Below are 17,236 nucleotides of genomic sequence, written 5' to 3'. Positions count from 1 at the left end.
TCGAGTGTAGTCGACTCAGCCGGGCGACCGCAGGAACGACCGCACGAGCCAGTCGACCGCGAGCCGGTACGACTCCGGACCGAACCCGGCGATGACGCCCGTCGCCACCCCCGAGATCACGCTCGTGTGCCGGAAGGCCTCGCGCGTGTGCGGGTTCGACAGGTGCACCTCGACGAGCGGCACGCCGGCCGTCTTCAGTTGCGCCGCCGCGTCGCGGAGGGCATAGCTGTAGTGCGTGAACGCCGCGGGGTTCAGCACGACCGGCAGCCGCCGGTCCACCGCCTCGTGGATCCAGCCGATGAGCTCGCCTTCGTCGTCGGTCTGGCGCAGGTCGACCTCGACACCGTCCGGCACGGATGCCGCGAGGCTCGCGCCGATGTCGGCGAGCGTCTCCGACCCGTACACCTCGGGTTCGCGCGTGCCGAGGCGACCGAGGTTCGGTCCGTTCAGGACGAGGATCGTGGTCATGCCCGAAGCCTAGCGGCGCGGGATCCGTCGCCCCGACCCTGCGACCGTGCCCGCGCTCAGGACGCGATCTCCTGGTACGCGGCGAAGAGCAGCGACTGGTCGGGCGCGAGCATCACGGTGGGCTTCGCGAGGTCGTCGAGCACGATGAAGCGCAGCTGACCCGCCCGGGCCTTCTTGTCGCGCTGCATGGTCACGAGCAGGGTGCTCCAGCGGCCGGCCGGGTAGGACGTCGGCAGGCTCAGCAGGTCGAGCACGCGCCGGTGCCGGTCGGCGACCTCGTCGGAGAGCCGCCCCGAGAGCCGGCCGAGCTCGGCGGCGAACGCCATGCCGACCGCGACGGCCGCGCCGTGACGCCATTGGTACCGTTCGGCGTGCTCGACCGCATGGCCGAGCGTGTGCCCGTAGTTGAGGATCTCGCGGAGGCCCGCCTCGCGGAAGTCCTCGGAGACGACGTCGGCCTTCATCCGGATCGCGAGCTCGACCACGCGCCGGAACTCAGGGCTCGCCGGATCGGTCGCGACCTCCGGGTCGGCCTCGATCACGTCGAGGATCTCGGGGTAGCGGATGAACCCGGCCTTCACGATCTCGGCGAAGCCCGCCAGGATCTCGTTCTTCGGCAGGGTGTCGAGGACCTCGAGGTCGCACAGCACCTCGGCCGGAGCGTGGAAGACGCCGACGAGGTTCTTGCCCTCGTTGGTGTTGATGCCCGTCTTGCCGCCGACGGCCGCATCGACCATGCCGAGCACGGTCGTCGGCACCTGCACGATGCGGACGCCGCGAAGCCAGGTCGCCGCGACGAAGCCGGCGAGGTCGGTGATCGCTCCCCCGCCGAAGCCGACGACGACGTCGGTGCGGGTGAAGTCGGCCTGCCCGAGGATCTGCCAGCAGAACGCGGCGACCTCGACGCGCTTGGCCTGCTCCGCGTCCGGCACCTCGGCGAGCAGCACCTCGAACCGGTCGCCGAGCGCCTCGCGCAGCGCCGCGGCGCGCGCGCCGAGTGTCGCGGGGTGCACGATGAGCACCTTGCGCGCCGAGCCGCCGATCGCGTCGCCGAGCCCCTCGACCACGCCGCGCCCGATGCGCACGTCGTATCCCGTCTCGCCGCCGACGCGGATCACCGTCGCCTCGTGCTCGCTCATGCGCGTCCTCCAGCCCACTCGGTGATCTCCTCGACGATCCGCGCGACCGAGCGACGCGTGGTGTCGATGCTGAGGCCGGCGACCTCGTCGTACAGGGGGCGGCGCTCCGCCCGGATGCGGATCCACCGCTCGAGCCCGCCGTCGGCGAGCAGCGGCCGGGTGCTGCCGGCGAGCCGGGGCGCCACCGCCTCCGGCCGGACGTCCAACCGCACGACGGCGAGCCCCGCGAGCTCGGAGCGCGTGTCGGCGTCGAGCACGGCACCGCCGCCGAGCGAGACCACGGCCCGCTCGCGGAGCGCCTCGGCGACGACCTCGCGTTCGATCGCGCGGAACGCCGCCTCGCCGTCGCGTTCGAAGATCTCCTCGATCGGCCCGAATCGGTCGACGATCCGCTGGTCGGTGTCGACGAACGGCGCGCCGACGGATGCCGCGAGGCGCGCTCCGACCCGGGACTTGCCCGAGCCCATCGGCCCCACGAGCACGATCGGCAGCGGCATCGACGGGGTGCCGCCGGTCGCGGCATCCGTCGGGTGCGACTCAGGCACGGACCGCGCCGTCGGCGACCTCGCTCGCGAGCGCATCGGGGATCGCCGACAGGTACGCCTCGACGTTGCGCCGGGTCTCGACGACGGAGTCGCCCCCGAACTTCTCGAGCACCGCGTTCGCGAGGGTCAGCGCGACCATCGCCTCGGCGACGACGCCGGCCGCCGGAACGGCGCACACGTCGGAGCGCTGGTGGTGCGCGGGGGCCGGTTCGCCCGTCGCGACGTCGATGGTGGGCAGTGCGTGCGGCACGGTCGCGATGGGCTTCATGCCGGCGCGTACGCGCAGCACGGTGCCGGTGGACATGCCGCCCTCGGTGCCGCCCGCGCGGTCGCTCGCCCGGATGATGCGGCCGTCGGCGAGGTGGAGCTCGTCGTGCGCCGCCGACCCGCGTCGGCGCGTGGTCTCGAACCCGTCGCCGACCTCGACGCCCTTGATCGCCTGGATGCCCATGAGCGCCGCCGCGAGCTGCGCGTCGAGGCGGCGGTCCCAGTGCACGTGCGACCCGAGCCCGGGCGGCAGGCCGTATGCGAGCACCTCGACGACGCCGCCCAGGGTGTCGCCGTCCTTGTGCGCGGCGTCGACCTCGGCCACCATCCGCTCGCTCGTCGCGTCGTCGAAGCAGCGCAGCGGGTCGGCGTCGAGCCGGTCGACGTCGGCGGGCATGGGGAGCTCGCTGCCGTCGGGGACCGCCACCGGGCCGATCGCGACGGTGTGCGAGACGAGCCGGATGCCGAGCTCGCCGAGGAACGACCGGGCGACGGCGCCGAGGGCCACGCGAGCGGCGGTCTCGCGCGCGCTGGCCCGCTCGAGCACCGGCCGGGCCTCGTCGAAGCCGTACTTCTGCATGCCCACGAGGTCGGCGTGGCCCGGACGGGGCCGCGTGAGCGGGGCACCCCGGCCTCGGCCGAGCGCCTCGGGGTCGACCGGCTCCGGACTCATCACCTGCTGCCACTTCGGCCACTCGGTGTTGCCGATCCGCAGGGCCACGGGGCTCCCGAGCGTCACGCCGTGCCGTACGCCCCCGGAGATCGTCAGCTCGTCCTGCTCGAACTTCATCCGCGCGCCGCGGCCGTAGCCGAGCTTGCGGCGCGCCAGGTCGGCGCGGAGGTCATCGAGGGAGACGGGGATGCCTGCGGGGAGGCCTTCGAGGATCGCGACGAGTTCGGGGCCGTGCGATTCCCCGGCGGTGAGCCAACGGAGCATGACCACCATCCTCCCACAGCGCGGTCAGAGGCTCCGGCGCATGACGTCGAGCACGGCCGCCTCGTCGGGCAGCGGCTGGAAGGGGTCGCCGGAGACGAAGATGCGGACCTGCAGGAGCGCCTGGTGCAGCAGCATCCCGAGCCCGTGCACGACCCGGCCGCCGCGGTCCAGCCAGCCGGCCCCCAGCGCCGACGGCCAGGGCTCGTACGCGACGTCGAGCAGCAGCGCCGACGCGACGAGCTCGTCGGACGGGCGCAGGCCGAGGTCGGTGCCGCCGGGCACGGTGCTCACGACGAGTTCGGCGGATGCCGCGTCGGCGAGGTCCGCGAGGGGGCGGACCTCGACCACGAGGCCGAGTCGCCGGCCGAGCTCGCCGACCCCGATCGCGCGTTCGGGGCTGCGCACGAACACCTCGACCTCGGCGGCGCCGAGCTCGGCCATCGCGACGAGCGCCGACGATGCGGTCGCGCCGCCGCCCACGAGCACGCCGCGGTGCACCCGGTCGACGTCGGCCTCGCCGAGCGTACGGACGATACCGCCGATGTCCGTGTTGAACCCCTGGACGGTCCCGTCGTCGGAGAACCGCACGGTGTTCGCGGCTCCCGCGAGCTCGACGAGCCGGTCCGCGCCGTCGAGGTGGTCGAGGACCTCGTGCTTCAGCGGCATCGTGAGCGAGAGGCCGCGCCACGCGGCATCCGCATCGGCGCGCACCCGCTCGAGGAAGCCGGCGAGCTCTCCCGAACCCACCTCGATGGCGTCGTAGCGCCAGTCGAGCCCGAGCCGGCCGTACGCCGCCCGGTGCAGTACCGGGCTCTTCGAATGCCCGATCGGGGAGCCGAGCACGGCCAACCTCGTCGCCATGGTCATCCGTTCTCGTCGAGGTACTGCAGGAACTGCTCGACCGCGGCCTCGTGCTCCTCGAGCGTCGCGGAGAACACGGTCTCGCCGGTCTCGAGATTCACCGTGACGAAGTACAGCCACGGCCCGTCGGCGGGGTTCTGCGCGGCGTCGATCGTCACGTCGCCCGGGTTGCCGATCGGCCCGGGGGGCAGTCCCGGATGCACGTAGGTGTTGTACGGGTTCGACGCGTCGGCGCGCTCGGCGTCGGTCGTCGTCACCACGGTGTCGTCGCCGGTGCCGTAGTGCACCGTCGAGTCGAACTGGAGCAGCTGCGAGGGGAACTGTTCGGCGTCGAGGCGGTTCCGGATGACGCGCGAGACCTTGTACGCGTCGGCCTCGGAGCCCGCCTCCCGCTCGATGAGGGAAGCGATGATCACGGTCTCCCAGCGGTCCTCGGGCGCGACCCCGGCGTCGTCGAGCGCCTGGAACGACCGGTCGACGAGCGTCTGCACGACCTCCTCGGCCGTCACGTCGGGCCCGAAGGTGTACGTCGCTGGGAAGAGGAAGCCCTCGACGCTCGTGGCCTCCTCGGGCAGGCCGAGCGCCTGGGGGTCGGATGCCGCGGCCTCGAGCTCCTCGACCGGGATCCCGGTCGCGGCGGAGGCGTTCGCGAGCGCATCGCGCGCCCAGAGGCCCTCCTGGATCACGAAGGTGTTCTCGAGCTTGTTCTCGGGGTCGAGCAGGGCGTCGAGCGCGTCCTCGGCGCTCATCCGGTTCGCCATCCGATAGGCGCCGGGATAGAACGTCGGCTGCTCGGAACGGCTCGTGACCTCCTCGATGAAGGCCTCCGACGACGCGACGATGTCCTGCTCCTCGAGGTTCGCCGCGATCGTCTCGCCGCCGTCGCCCTCGTTGATCATGAACACGACCTCACCGGTCCCGGCGCCCGAGTAGTCCTCCGGCGGCTGGAACCGCTCGACGAGCGACGTGATCGGGCCCTGGAGGAAGAACGCGGCGCCCGCGATGAGCGCGCCGAGCACGATCAGGGCGATCAGGCAGCCCCACGCCCCTCGCCGGCGCCGATCGGGCTCCCGCTCGTGCTCCTCGAACTCCCAGGACGCCGCCGCGCGCCGGTCGGCGCGGGAGGGTCGGGCCTCGTCGGTGCGCCAGTCGGCGAAGGGGTCGAGCTCGTTCGGGTCGGTCCCGGCGACGAGGCCGCGGCCGAGCGGCTCGTCGTCGCCCGCGCGATCGTGCCCCGGACGGGCGGAAGCCGCGATGCCGGCGCCGGACGCAACGTAGCGCGCGTCGTCCGACCGGTACCCGGCTTCGTCGCCCCGGTCGTCGTGCTCTCCTGGACGTCCTGCGTCCACCGGATACCGCGCCGTCTCGGCATACGGGCCGGCCGAATACGGGTCCTGCCCGGCGTACGGGTCGGAGCCCGCGTACCGGTCGTACCCGGCGTACGGGTCGGAGCCCGCGTACCGGTCCTGCTCGGCATACGGGTCGGGCCCTCCGTCTCGGCCGCGCTCGGGATGCGCGTCGGGCGCCGGATACGGCGCGGCCTCGGGCACGCGCGCCCGCGGATGCTGGCCGGGCAGGCCGGTGGGGCCGGTCGCTGCGCCGGGTGCCGACTGCGGCGGCGGGGTCGCCGTCGTCCGTCGCGGCGGGACGGGCGGGTGCGGCCGCCGCTGCGGTCGCACGTCCGCTCCGGCCCCTCGTCGGGCGGCCTCCTCGGCCCCGCGCTGCGCCTCGTGGGCCGCAGCCCGACGCGCCTGGTCCTCCGCGGCGTGGCGCGCCTCGTCCTCCGCGGCGCGCTGGGCGGCCGCCGCCGCCGCGCGCTGCTCCATCTCGCGGAGTTCCCGCCGGGTCCGCGGCACGGGCTGTGCCGGCGTCGATCCGGTGCCCGAGGCGCGCTCGTCCCATCGCGGGTCGGATGACGGCGGCACTCCGCCGCTGCGGCGCTCTGGGGGGAGCTGGGTCACGAGGTCAGGGGCCTTCCTCGACGGAGATCGTGCGTCCGGGGGCGGTGCCCGATGCACGTTCGGCATCGATGGCATGTTGCAGAATGATAACGGCTGCGGCTTGGTCGATGATCGGACGCTGCTTCCTGGAGGACTTCCCCGCCGAGCGGAGCGCCTGCTGGGCGCTCACGGTCGACATGCGCTCGTCGACGAGGCGCACGCTCGCCCCGGCGCGAGCCAGGCGCTCTGCGAAGCCCACCGCGTCATCCGTCGACGCCGTCGGCTGCCCCGAGAGCGAGAGCGGATGCCCGACGACGAGCTCGATCGCCTCGAACTCGTCGGCCAGCTCCAGCACCCGGCGGAGGTCGGTGCCGTCGTCGTCGCCGCGCCGGGCCACGGTCTCCACCGGGACCGCGAGGATCGCCGAGGGATCGCAGCGCGCGACGCCGATGCGCGCTCGGCCGACGTCGATGCCGAGTCGCGCTCCGGGTCGCACCGTCAGGCTCCCGACGCGGTCCGCGCCGCGCTGAGCGCCGCGGGGATCGCGGCGAGGTCGGTGCCGCCGCCCTGCGCGAGGTCGGGCTTGCCGCCACCGCCGCCGCCCAGGGCCGCGGCCATCGCCTTGGCGATCGCGCCCGCGTTCGCCCCGGCCTCGCGCGCGGCGGGCGTCGTCGCGGCGATCGCCAGCGGCTTGCCGCCGACCTCGCCGACGAGCGCGACGACCGCCGCCGCATCGCCGAGGCGTCCTCGCACGGCGGTCGCGAGCGAGCGGAGCTCGTCGCCCGACCCGAGCTTCCCGACCTGCTCCGTGACGAGCAGCAGGTCGCCGACCCGCTCCGCCTTCGCGGCCAGGTCGGGCACGCGGTCGTTCAGCGCCTGGGCCTCGAACGCCTGGATCTTCTTCTCGGCGGCCTTGAGGCTCGCGACGAGCTCGCCCACCCGGTCGACGAGCAGCTCCGGACGCGTCTTGAGCGTGCCGGTCAGCTCGTTCACCAGCGCGCGCTCGGCGGCGAATCGCTGGAACGCGTCCCGGCCGACGAGCGACTCCACGCGACGATTGGACGCGCCGACCGAGAATTCTCCGACGATGTTGATCATGCCGACCTCGGCGCTCCGAGCCACGTGCGTGCCCGCGCAGAGCTCGCGGGACCACGGCCCGCCGATGTCGACCACGCGCACGACGTCGCCGTACTTCTCGCCGAAGAGCGCCATGGCGCCGAGCGCCTTGGCCTCGTCGATCGGCATCTCGCGCGTCACGACCTCGAGGTTCTCGCGGACGGCGCCGTTGGCGACCTCCTCGATCTCGCTGCGGGTCTCGGGCGACAGGGCCTGGTTCCAGCCGTAGTCGAGGCGCAGGTAGCCCGCCTTGTTGAAGGACCCGGACTGGTGCGCGGTCGGGCCGAGCACCTCCCGGAGCGCCGCGTGCACGAGGTGCGTGCCCGAGTGCGCCTGCGTGGCGCCGCGCCGGTAGTCCTCGTCGACGATGCTCGTCGCCGGCACGCCCACGCCGACCTCTCCGGTCGTCACCTTGACGGTGTGGCTGATGAGCCCCTTCACGGGCTTCTGCACGTCGAGCACCTGCAGTTCGAAGCCGTCGCCGACGATGCGCCCCTGGTCGGGGGCCTGTCCGCCGGACTCGGCGTAGAGGGACGTCTCGGCGAGGATGACCTCGGCGGTCTGGCCTGCGGTCGCCGCAGCGACCGGGCGGCCGTCGACGAGGATGCCGAGCACGCTCGAATCGGTGACGAGGTCGGTGTAGCCCGTGAACACCGTCTCACCCTTGGCACGGAAGTCGCTGTACACGGACAGGTCTGCGAGCACCTTCTTCTTCGACTTCGCGTCGGCCTTCGCCCGCGAGCGCTGGTCGGCCATGAGCGTGTCGAACGCCGGCCGGTCGACCGCGAGCCCGGCCTCCTCCGCCATCTCGAGCGTCAGCTCGATCGGGAACCCGTACGTGTCGTGCAGGAGGAACGCGGTGTCGCCCGCGAGTTCGGCCGCGCCATCCGCCTTCGTCTTCGTCACGGCGGTGTCGAGGATCGCGGTGCCCGCCGTCAGGGTGCGGAGGAACGTCGCCTCTTCGCCGAGGGCGAGCTGCTCGATCTGGGCGTAGCTCGTCGCGACCTCGGGGTAGGCGGCCTTCATCGCGTCGCGCGATGCGGCGAACAGCTCGCGGAAGGTCGGCCCCTCGACGCCGAGCAGGCGCATCGCCCGGATGCTGCGGCGGAGCAGTCGGCGCAGGATGTACCCGCGACCCTCGTTGGAGGGCGTCACGCCGTCGCTCATGAGCATGAGCGACGAGCGGATGTGGTCGGCGATGACGCGCATGCGCACGTCGTCCTCGTGGTCGGCGCCGTACCGCCGACCGGAGAGGCGCGCGGCCGCGTCGAGCACGGGCCGGACCTGGTCGATCTCGTACATGTTGTCGACGCCCTGCTTGATGAACGCGACGCGCTCGAGGCCCATGCCGGTGTCGATGTTCTTCTTCGGCAGCTCCTTGACGATCGTGAAATCGGTCTTCGACTTCACGTCGGCGATGAGGTACTGCATGAACACGAGGTTCCAGATCTCGACGTACCGGTCGTCGTCGGTCGCGGGACCGCCGTCGATGCCGTACTCGGGACCGCGGTCGAAGAAGATCTCCGAGCACGGCCCGGCCGGCCCCGGCTGACCGGTGTGCCAGTAGTTCGTGTCCTTGCCGAGGCCCTGGATGCGCTCGTCGGGCAGGCCCGCGACGCGCTTCCAGATCTCGCGCGCCTCGTCGTCGTCCTCGTACACGGTGACCCAGAGGTCCTTCGGGTCGAAGCCGTAGCCGCCCTCGGCCTCGGAGGTGGTCAGGAGCTCCCACGCCGCCGTGATCGCCCCCTCCTTGAAGTAGTCGCCGAACGAGAAGTTGCCGTTCATCTGGAAGAACGTGCCGTGGCGAGGGGTCTTGCCGACCTCCTCGATGTCGTTCGTCCGGATGCACTTCTGCACGCTCGTCGCGCGCGGGTACGGCGCGGGCACCACGCCGGTGAGGTACGGCACGAACGGCACCATGCCGGCGACGGTGAAGAGCAGCGACGGGTCGTCGGACACGAGCGAGGCCGACGGCACGACCGTGTGGCCGCGGGCGGCGAAGAAGTCGAGCCAGCGCTGGCGGATCTCGGCAGTCTGCATGGTTCCGTTCTGGTTTCGTGGGGTGGTGGAACGTCCCGCGGGTCGCGCGGGCTGCGTCGCGCGCCGCGACTAGTGGTCTTCGGCCGCCCGGAGCTCGGCCTCGCGGGCGTGGTAGCCCTCGGCGACCGCACGGCCGAAGGCCCGCGCCTTGGCGTCGATTCCCTCGAAGAACTCACGGCCCTGCGCCGTGCGGTTGACCTGGTGCGCGACGGCGAACCCGGCCGCGACGCCGACGGTGAACCACAGGATGCTCTTCACGTCTCACTCCTCGAGGGTCGTTGTGCCGCGCAGTGCGCACGCATCCTCCCAGTCTAGGGCGTGGGGCGGATGCCGCGGGGAGCCGGGAACGCGGAGCGGGGAGACGACGAACGGGGCCGCGGCGAACCGCGACCCCGTTCGGGCGAACCGCCGACTAGCGGGCGGCGTAGTACTCGACGACGAGCTGCACGTCACACGTGACGGGCACCTCGGCGCGCTTCGGGCGACGCACGAGCTTGGCCTGCAGCTTGTCGAGCTCGACCTCGAGGTAGCCCGGGGTCTTCGGGAGCACGTCGACGTGGCCGCCGGCCGCCGCGACCTGGAAGGGCTCGGTGCCCTCGGAGCGCTGCTTGACGCCCACGACCTGGCCCGGCTTCACGCGGAACGACGGACGGTCGACGATCCTGCCGTCGACGGTGATGTGGCGGTGCACGACGAACTGGCGGGCCTGCGAGATGGTGCGGGCGAAGCCGGCGCGGAGCACGAGCGCGTCGAGGCGCATCTCGAGCAGCTCGACCAGGTTCTCACCGGTCAGGCCGTCGGTGCGGCGGGCCTCGTTGAACGCGATGCGGAGCTGCTTCTCGCGGATGCCGTACTGCGCGCGCAGCCGCTGCTTCTCGCGGAGGCGGACGGCGTAGTCGGAGTCCTGCTTGCGCTTGGTGCGGCCGTGCTCGCCGGGAGCGTACGGACGCTTCTCCATGTACTTGGCGGCCTTCGGGGTGAGGGCGACGCCGAGCGCGCGGGAGAGGCGGGTCTTGCTTCGGGACTGGTTGGTCACGATGTCCTTTCGGAGGATTCTCAAACGGTGTGGTTCCGGGCGCGCTCGGCGCCGGAAAGACGATGTTCAGAGGGGTTCGCCACGGGGCGACCGGCTACAGGTCGCATCCCTTCGCCGTGGAGACCGCGCAGCCGCACGCGTGAATCCAGCTTCAGGCCAGCGACGATCCTATCACGGGCCGTTCGTCAGCGTTCACCGCGCACGATCCGGCGGAGCTTGGCCAGTCGCGCGGACACCTCGCGCTCGTTCCCGTGCTCGGTGGGCGTGTAGTAGACGGCGCCCTTCAGCGGGTCGGGGAGGTACTGCTGAGGCACCACGCCGATCGGGTCGTCGTGGGGGTACGCGTACCCCTTGCCGTGGCCGAGGCGCTTCGCGCCCGGGTAGTGCGCGTCGCGCAGGTGCTTCGGCACCCGGCCGGCGCGCCCGGCGCGCACGTCGGCCAGCGCGGCGTCGATGCCGAGGTAGGCGGCGTTCGACTTCGGCGCGGTCGCGAGGTGCACGACGGCCTGCGCGAGCGGGATGCGCCCCTCCGGCATGCCGATGTACTGGACCGCGTCGGCCGCCGCCACGGCCACGCCGAGCGCGGTGGGGTCGGCCATGCCGATGTCCTCGGATGCCAGCACGATGATCCGGCGCGCGATGAACCGCGGGTCCTCCCCCGCTTCGATCATGCGCGCGAGGTAGTGCAGCGCGGCGTCGACGTCGCTGCCGCGCACCGACTTGATGAAGGCGCTGATCACGTCGTAGTGCTCGTCGCCGTCGCGGTCGTACCGGAGGAGCGCGCGGTCGACGGCGCGGGCCACCACCTCCGGAGTGATCAGCGGTCGGGTCGGCTCGCCTCCGCCGTCGGCGGTCGCGCCCTCGCCGTCGTCGGCACCCCCCTCTGCGCCCTCCTCGGCGTCGTCGGCGTCGCCGGCGGCATCCGTCATGGTTCCGTCAGCCGCGGCCCGGTGGGCGGCCTCGCTCAGGGCCGAGGTGGATGCCGCCTCGAGCGCGGTGAGCGCACGCCGCGCGTCGCCCGACGCGAGCCGGATGATCGCCGCTCGCGCCTCGGGGTCGAGGTCGACCCGCCCGCCGAGCCCCCGGGGGTCGTCGACCGCACGATCGACGAGCATCCCGAGGTCGTCGTCGTCGAGCGTCTCCAGGGTGAGCAGCAGCGAGCGAGACAGCAATGGGGAGATCACTGAGAACGACGGGTTCTCGGTCGTCGCCGCGACGAGGATGACCCAGCCGTTCTCGACCCCGGGCAGCAGCGCGTCCTGTTGGGCCTTGGTGAACCGATGGATCTCGTCGAGGAACAGCACGGTGGAGACGCCGTAGAGGTCGCGGTCGGCGCGGGCCGCCTCCATCACCTGCCGGACGTCGCGCACGCCCGCGGTGACCGCCGAGAGCTCGACGAACTTGCGGCCCGAGGACCGAGCGATCGCCTGGGCCAGCGTCGTCTTGCCCGTGCCCGGGGGACCCCACAGGATCACCGACACCGCGCCCGACTCACCCGTCCGGTCGGCCGCGAGCGCCACGAGCGGCGAGCCGGGCGTGAGCAGGTGCCGCTGGCCGGCCACCTCGTCGAGGCTTTGCGGGCGCATGCGCACCGCGAGCGGAGTCGCGCCCGAGCGCAGGCCTTGGGCCGAATCCACCATGCCGACCAGCGTAATCGGGGGAACCGACACCGCCGCCCGCCCGGTGAGCCCGGCGATTGGCGAGTCCGGGGCACGGCCCCGTAGGCTCTCCCCCGCAGGAGTCCCCCGAAGGAGCAGCGTGGCAACGAACGACCGTCAGGCGCGCGAGGAGCGCACCCGCCTCCGCACGTACCAGGCCCGCCAGGAGGTGCACCGCCGCGCGGTGCGCCGCCGGACCCGCGACAACGTGCTCGCGGGCGTCGTGCTCGTCGTGGTGCTCGCGCTCGCCACGGCCGCGCAGCTCTTCTACTTCTCCGCCGGGCCCGGGACGCCCGAGGCGGAGCCGACGCCGACCCCGACCCCGAGCGCCGAGGCCGCCGAGGTGCCCTCGCCCGACCTCGCGGAGGACCGCACCTGGGTCGGCGCGCTCACCCTGAACGACACGGCCCTGTCGATCGAGCTCGACGGCGCGGCCGCGCCGCAGGCCGTCGCCAGCACCGTCAGCCTCGTCGACTCGGGCTTCTACGACGGCCTCACCTGCCACCGGCTCACGACCGAGGGCATCTTCGTGCTCCAGTGCGGCGACCCGAACGGCGACGGATCGGGCGGTCCCGGGTACAGCTACGGCCCGATCGAGAACGCCCCGGCCGACGACGTCTACCCCGCCGGCACGATCGCCATGGCCCGACAGGGCGGAGCCGCCGACAGCCAGGGCAGCCAGTTCTTCATCGTCTACGAGGACTCGACCATCCCCTCGGACGCCGCCGGCGGCTACACCGTGATCGGCCGGGTGACCGACGGGCTCGAGGCGCTCCGCGCCGACATCACCGACCAGGGCGTCGCCGACGACGCGACCGACGGCGCGCCCGTCCGGCCCGTGAGCATCACCTCGTTCGTCGTCGAATGAGGCCGTGAACCCGACCCTCGCGCGGGACCGACGCCCTCGCCGAGGGTGCAATAGGCTTGATGCCGTCTCTCCGCCGCGCATGCGGCATCCGCACGACGACAGGGTGGGTTCGTGACCGATTCAGCACAGCAACCGTGGGGCCGCGTCGACGAGACGGGCACCGTCTTCGTGCGGACCGGCGAGGGCGAGCGCGAGGTCGGGCAGTACCCCGACGCGACGCCTGAGGAGGCGCTAGCCTACTTCGAGCGCAAGTACGCGGACCTCGCCGGCGCGGTCGGACTGCTCGAGCAGCGCGTGCGCCGCGGTGCCCCGGCAGCGGATGTCGCCAAGGCCGTCGCCACGCTGCAGGCGAGCGTCGCGGACGCCCACGCCGTCGGCGACCTCGACGCGCTCACGCGCCGGCTCGAGGCGCTCTCCGGCACCACGCAGGAGCTCACCGCGCAGCAGCAGGCCGAAGCCAAGGCGGCGCTCGCGGACGCGATCGCCGAGCGCACGCGCATCGTCGAGGAGGCCGAGGCGCTCGCCGCCCAGGACCCGGCGAAGACGCAGTGGAAGCAGACCTCGGCCGAGCTCGACGCACTGTTCTCCCGGTGGCAGCAGCACCAGCAGGACGGACCGCGCCTGCCCAAGGGCGAGGCGAACGAACTGTGGAAGCGGTTCCGGGCCGCCCGTTCGACCATCGAGCAGCACCGCAAGGCGTTCTTCGCCGAGCTCGACGCCGCCCACCGCGAGGTGCGCCAGCGGAAGCAGCGGCTCATCGAGCGTGCCGAAGCCCTCGCGCCGCGCGGCGCCGACGGCGTCGTCGAGTACCGCGCGCTGCTCGACGAGTGGAAGCAGGCCGGCCGCGCCGGAAAGAAGGTCGACGACGCGCTCTGGGCGAAGTTCAAGGCCGCGGGCGACGTGCTGTTCCAGGCGAAGGCCGAGATCGATGCGAAGGACGACGAGGAGTACCGCGCGAACCTCGAGCAGAAGCTCGCGCTGCTCGGCGAGGCCGACGCGCTGCTCGCCTCGAAGGACGCGCGTTCGGCGCGATCGACGCTCAACGGCATCCAGCGTCGCTGGGACGAGATCGGCCGCGTGCCGCGCGACCAGGTCCGCACGGTCGAGGATCGCCTGCGCAAGGTCGAGAACCACGTGCGCGCGCTCGAGGACGAGCGCTGGGAGCGCGAGGACCCGGAGAAGAAGGCGCGCTCCGAGGGCATGCTCGGCCAGCTGCATGACGCGATCGCGAAGCTCGAGGCAGAGCTCGCCGAAGCCGAGGCCGCGGGCGACGCCAAGGCGATCGCCGAAGCCCGTGAAGCGCTCGACGCCCGGAGGGCGTGGCTCAAGGCCGTCGGCGGCTGACCGACCGCGACCACGATCCCGTCCCGCCGTCGCGCCCGCGACGGCGGGTCACGTCGTCTCCCGCATCCTCCACCGGCGTCCTTCCGATCGGTTCATCCACAGGTGCGGGCGACATCGCCCGATGCCCGCCCGGATGGCGCACGATGGGCGGATGGCCCGACTCCCCTCCGTCCTCGACACCGCCGACCTGCCCCTCGCCGAGCTCTGCGCCGCGCGCCTCGACGGCGAGCTCATGCGGCTCGGCGACGGATGGTGCCCGGTCGACGAACCGGACCTGCCGAGCCTCCGCGCCGCGGTCGTCGCGCCGGGCCTGCCCGCTCCGTTCGTCATCGAACGCAGGTCGGCGGCCTGGGTGCACGGTGCGCTGCCCACGCCGCCGACGGCGCCGGAGTGCTGCGTGCCGCACGTCGCGCGCGTGTCGACCCGGTCGCTCCCCCGCGCCATGGTCCTTCGCGAGGTCGCGATCACGGCCGACGAGATCACGGTGTTCGGCGGCATCCGCTGCACGACCCTCGATCGAACGGTCTACGACCTCGTGCGCGAACCCAAGCCCGCGCCCGACGCGGTTCCGCTGGTCGCGGCGCTGATCGGGCTCGACGCGGGTGCGCTGGGACGCGTGCGGGCGCGCATCCAGGAGGCCCGCCGGATGCCGCACAAGGCCGCGGCGCTCCGCCACCTCGACGCGGCGACGGAGGTTGGTCAGCCGTCGCTGACGCGGTACACGTCGTAGACGGCGTCGATGCGGCGCACCGCGTTGAGCACGCGGTCGAGGTGCGTCGTGTCGCCCATCTCGAAGACGAACCGGCTGATCGCCAGCCGATCGGCCGATGTCGACACGTTCGCCGAGAGGATGTTCACGTGGTGCTCGCTCAGCACCCGCGTGACGTCGGAGAGCAGGCCGGCGCGGTCGAGCGCCTCGATCTGGATCTGCACGAGGAACACGCTCTTCGAACTCGGCGCCCACTCGACGTCGATCATCCGATCGGGCTCGCGCAGGAGGGACTGCACGTTGTGGCACGAGGCCTGGTGCACGGAGACCCCTGAGCCGCGCGTGATGAAGCCGATGATGTCGTCGCCGGGGACCGGCGTGCAGCACCGTGCGATCTTGACGAGGATGTCGGGGGCGCCGCGCACGAGGACGCCCGAATCGCTCGTCCGCGGGAGCGGCCGGGATCGGACCGGGATCGCGGGGAGCTCCGGCTCGTCGGCGTCGTCGACGTCGCGCACGAGCGCGATGACCTTCTCGATGACCGACTGCGTGGAGACGTGGCCCTCGCCGACCGCCGCGTAGAGCGCGGACACGTCGTCGTAGCGCAGCTGCGCGGCGACCTCGGCGAACGACTCCTGGCTCATCAGCTTCTGGAGCGGCAGGTTCTGCTTGCGCATCGCGCGCGCGATCGCGTCGCGGCCGTGCTCGATCGCCTCGTCGCGGCGCTCCTTCGTGAACCACTGGCGGATCTTGCTCCGCGCGCGAGGGCTCTTGACGAAGTTCAGCCAGTCCTTGCTGGGGCCGGAGTCGGGGTTCTTCGAGGTGAACACCTCGACGACGTCGCCGCTGACGAGTTCGCTCTCGAGCGGCACCAGCCGGCCGTTGACCTTCGCGCCCATCGTGCGGTGACCTACCTCGGTGTGCACGGCGTAGGCGAAGTCGACGGGCGTCGCCCCCGCGGGCAGGCCGATGACACGCCCCTTGGGCGTGAAGACGTAGACCTCCTTGGCGCCGATCTCGAACCGGAGCGAATCGAGGAACTCCCCCGGGTCGGCCGTCTCGGCCTGCCAGTCCGAGATGTGCGCGAGCCACGCCATGTCGGCGTCGCCCTTGGTGGTCCCCCCGTCGACGTGGCCCGCCGCCATCCGCTCCTTGTACTTCCAGTGCGCCGCGACGCCGTACTCGGCCCGCTGGTGCATGTCGTGGGTGCGGATCTGGATCTCGACCGGGCGCCCCTTCGGGCCGATCACGGTCGTGTGCAGCGACTGGTAGAGGTTGAACTTCGGCGTCGCGATGTAGTCCTTGAAGCGGCCGGGCACCGGCGTCCACCTGGCGTGGATCGAACCGAGGACGGCGTAGCAGTCGCGGACCGAGTTCACGAGGATGCGGATGCCCACGAGGTCGTAGATGTCGTCGAAGTCCCGGCCTCGGACGATCATCTTCTGGTAGATCGAGTAGTACTGCTTCGGCCGGCCGACGACCTTGCCGCGGATCCGCGCGGACTTCAGGTCGTCGGAGACCAGGTCGATGACCGACTGGACGTATTCCTCGCGCTGCGGGGTGCGCTGCTTGACCAGGCTCTCGATCTCGGCGTAGAGCTTCGGGTAGAGGACCGCGAACGACAGGTCCTCGAGCTCCCACTTGATGGTCTGGATTCCGAGCCGATGCGCGAGCGGTGCGTAGATCTCGAGGGTCTCGGTCGCCTTGCGCGACGCGGATGCGGCGGGCACGAACCCCCAGGTGCGCGCGTTGTGGAGGCGGTCGGCGAGCTTGATGATGAGCACGCGGATGTCCTTCGACATCGCGACGATCATCTTGCGAACGGTCTCCGCCTGCGTGGAGTCGCCGTACTTGACCTTGTCGAGCTTGGTGACGCCGTCGACGAGCATCGCGATCTCGTCGCCGAAGTCGGCGCGGAGCTGGTCGAGCGTGTACGCGGTGTCCTCGACGGTGTCGTGGAGGAGCGCCGCGGCCACCGCCTTCGACCCGATGCCGAGGTCGGCGAGGATCTGCGCCACCGCGATCGGGTGCGTGATGTACGGTTCACCGCTCCGGCGCTTCTGCCCCTCGTGGGCGCGCTCGGCGACCGTGTAGGCGCGCTCGATGACCGACAGGTCGGCCTTCGGGTGGTGCATCCGCACCGTGCGGACCACGCTGTCGACCGCGCCCGCGGGCAGCGCCTTGGAGAAGATCCGAGGCACGAGTCGACGCAGTGACGCCGTCGAGTTGACACCGGTATCGGTCATGAGCCCCGCACCTCCAGACCTCAATTATCACCGCTTCCGAACGGGTCGCGCGCCACCGAGGT

At 72.3% G+C, this 17,236-nt stretch carries 15 protein-coding genes; 3 read left to right on the top strand and 12 right to left on the bottom strand.

Going from position 1 to position 17,236, the window contains the following annotated elements; all coding sequences use genetic code 11:
• Positions 1-15: 15 nt before the first annotated feature.
• The 11 genes from ACQ393_RS08320 to ACQ393_RS08270 all read right to left on the bottom strand — a co-directional run bounded on the left by ACQ393_RS08320 (position 16) and on the right by ACQ393_RS08270 (position 11,989).
• Positions 16-468, bottom strand: a complete 453-nt coding sequence (locus ACQ393_RS08320; protein WP_430646367.1) for a type II 3-dehydroquinate dehydratase — start codon at positions 466-468, stop codon at positions 16-18.
• A gap of 56 nt (positions 469-524) precedes the next feature.
• Positions 525-1,607, bottom strand: a complete 1,083-nt coding sequence (gene aroB, locus ACQ393_RS08315) for a 3-dehydroquinate synthase (RefSeq protein ID WP_430646366.1) — start codon at positions 1,605-1,607, stop codon at positions 525-527.
• Positions 1,604-2,152: a shikimate kinase gene (locus tag ACQ393_RS08310; protein ID WP_430646365.1), complete on the bottom strand. Its 549-nt coding sequence runs from the start codon at positions 2,150-2,152 to the stop codon at positions 1,604-1,606. Before ACQ393_RS08310 ends, aroB begins: the two co-directional genes overlap by 4 nt.
• The gene (gene aroC / locus ACQ393_RS08305; RefSeq protein WP_430646364.1) at positions 2,145-3,356 is read right to left on the bottom strand and encodes a chorismate synthase; all 1,212 of its coding nucleotides are present in this window, start codon (positions 3,354-3,356) and stop codon (positions 2,145-2,147) included. The genes ACQ393_RS08310 and aroC overlap by 8 nt, the downstream gene beginning before the upstream one ends.
• A gap of 24 nt (positions 3,357-3,380) precedes the next feature.
• Complete coding sequence (locus ACQ393_RS08300) at positions 3,381-4,217, bottom strand: shikimate dehydrogenase (RefSeq protein ID WP_430646363.1); 837 nt, start codon at positions 4,215-4,217, stop codon at positions 3,381-3,383.
• Between the two features lie 2 nt (positions 4,218-4,219).
• A complete protein-coding gene (mltG, locus tag ACQ393_RS08295; protein ID WP_430646362.1) occupies positions 4,220-6,178 on the bottom strand; it encodes an endolytic transglycosylase MltG in 1,959 nt (652 codons plus the stop codon).
• 4 nt (positions 6,179-6,182) lie between these two features.
• Positions 6,183-6,653, bottom strand: a complete 471-nt coding sequence (gene ruvX, locus ACQ393_RS08290; protein WP_430646361.1) for a Holliday junction resolvase RuvX — start codon at positions 6,651-6,653, stop codon at positions 6,183-6,185.
• Between the two features lie 2 nt (positions 6,654-6,655).
• Positions 6,656-9,313, bottom strand: coding sequence for an alanine--tRNA ligase (gene alaS, locus ACQ393_RS08285; protein WP_430646360.1), 2,658 nt, complete (start codon positions 9,311-9,313; stop codon positions 6,656-6,658).
• Between the two features lie 69 nt (positions 9,314-9,382).
• The gene (locus ACQ393_RS08280; RefSeq protein ID WP_155052127.1) at positions 9,383-9,571 is read right to left on the bottom strand and encodes a hypothetical protein; all 189 of its coding nucleotides are present in this window, start codon (positions 9,569-9,571) and stop codon (positions 9,383-9,385) included.
• 154 nt (positions 9,572-9,725) lie between these two features.
• Positions 9,726-10,349 (bottom strand): 30S ribosomal protein S4, encoded by a 624-nt coding sequence (gene rpsD, locus ACQ393_RS08275; protein WP_430646359.1) that lies wholly within the window; start codon positions 10,347-10,349, stop codon positions 9,726-9,728.
• 185 nt (positions 10,350-10,534) lie between these two features.
• Positions 10,535-11,989: a replication-associated recombination protein A gene (locus ACQ393_RS08270; RefSeq protein WP_430646358.1), complete on the bottom strand. Its 1,455-nt coding sequence runs from the start codon at positions 11,987-11,989 to the stop codon at positions 10,535-10,537.
• 118 nt (positions 11,990-12,107) lie between these two features.
• On the opposite strand from ACQ393_RS08270, the gene ACQ393_RS08265 reads away from it, so the two are divergent.
• From ACQ393_RS08265 to ACQ393_RS08255, 3 genes are all read left to right on the top strand, one after another.
• Complete coding sequence (locus ACQ393_RS08265) at positions 12,108-12,875, top strand: peptidylprolyl isomerase (protein ID WP_430646357.1); 768 nt, start codon at positions 12,108-12,110, stop codon at positions 12,873-12,875.
• A gap of 111 nt (positions 12,876-12,986) precedes the next feature.
• Positions 12,987-14,219, top strand: coding sequence for a DUF349 domain-containing protein (locus ACQ393_RS08260; protein WP_430646356.1), 1,233 nt, complete (start codon positions 12,987-12,989; stop codon positions 14,217-14,219).
• A gap of 151 nt (positions 14,220-14,370) precedes the next feature.
• Positions 14,371-14,949 (top strand): type IV toxin-antitoxin system AbiEi family antitoxin, encoded by a 579-nt coding sequence (locus ACQ393_RS08255; protein WP_430646355.1) that lies wholly within the window; start codon positions 14,371-14,373, stop codon positions 14,947-14,949.
• Here the strand turns inward: ACQ393_RS08255 and ACQ393_RS08250 are convergent.
• A complete protein-coding gene (locus ACQ393_RS08250; protein ID WP_430646354.1) occupies positions 14,919-17,174 on the bottom strand; it encodes a RelA/SpoT family protein in 2,256 nt (751 codons plus the stop codon). The two genes, ACQ393_RS08255 and ACQ393_RS08250, sit on opposite strands and share 31 nt — an antisense overlap.
• Positions 17,175-17,236 lie beyond the last annotated feature (62 nt).

Origin of the sequence: Agromyces sp. GXS1127 (genome assembly GCF_050565425.1) — a bacterium.
Lineage (GTDB): Bacteria > Actinomycetota > Actinomycetes > Actinomycetales > Microbacteriaceae > Agromyces.
This window is presented reverse-complemented; position numbering and strand designations above follow the sequence as displayed.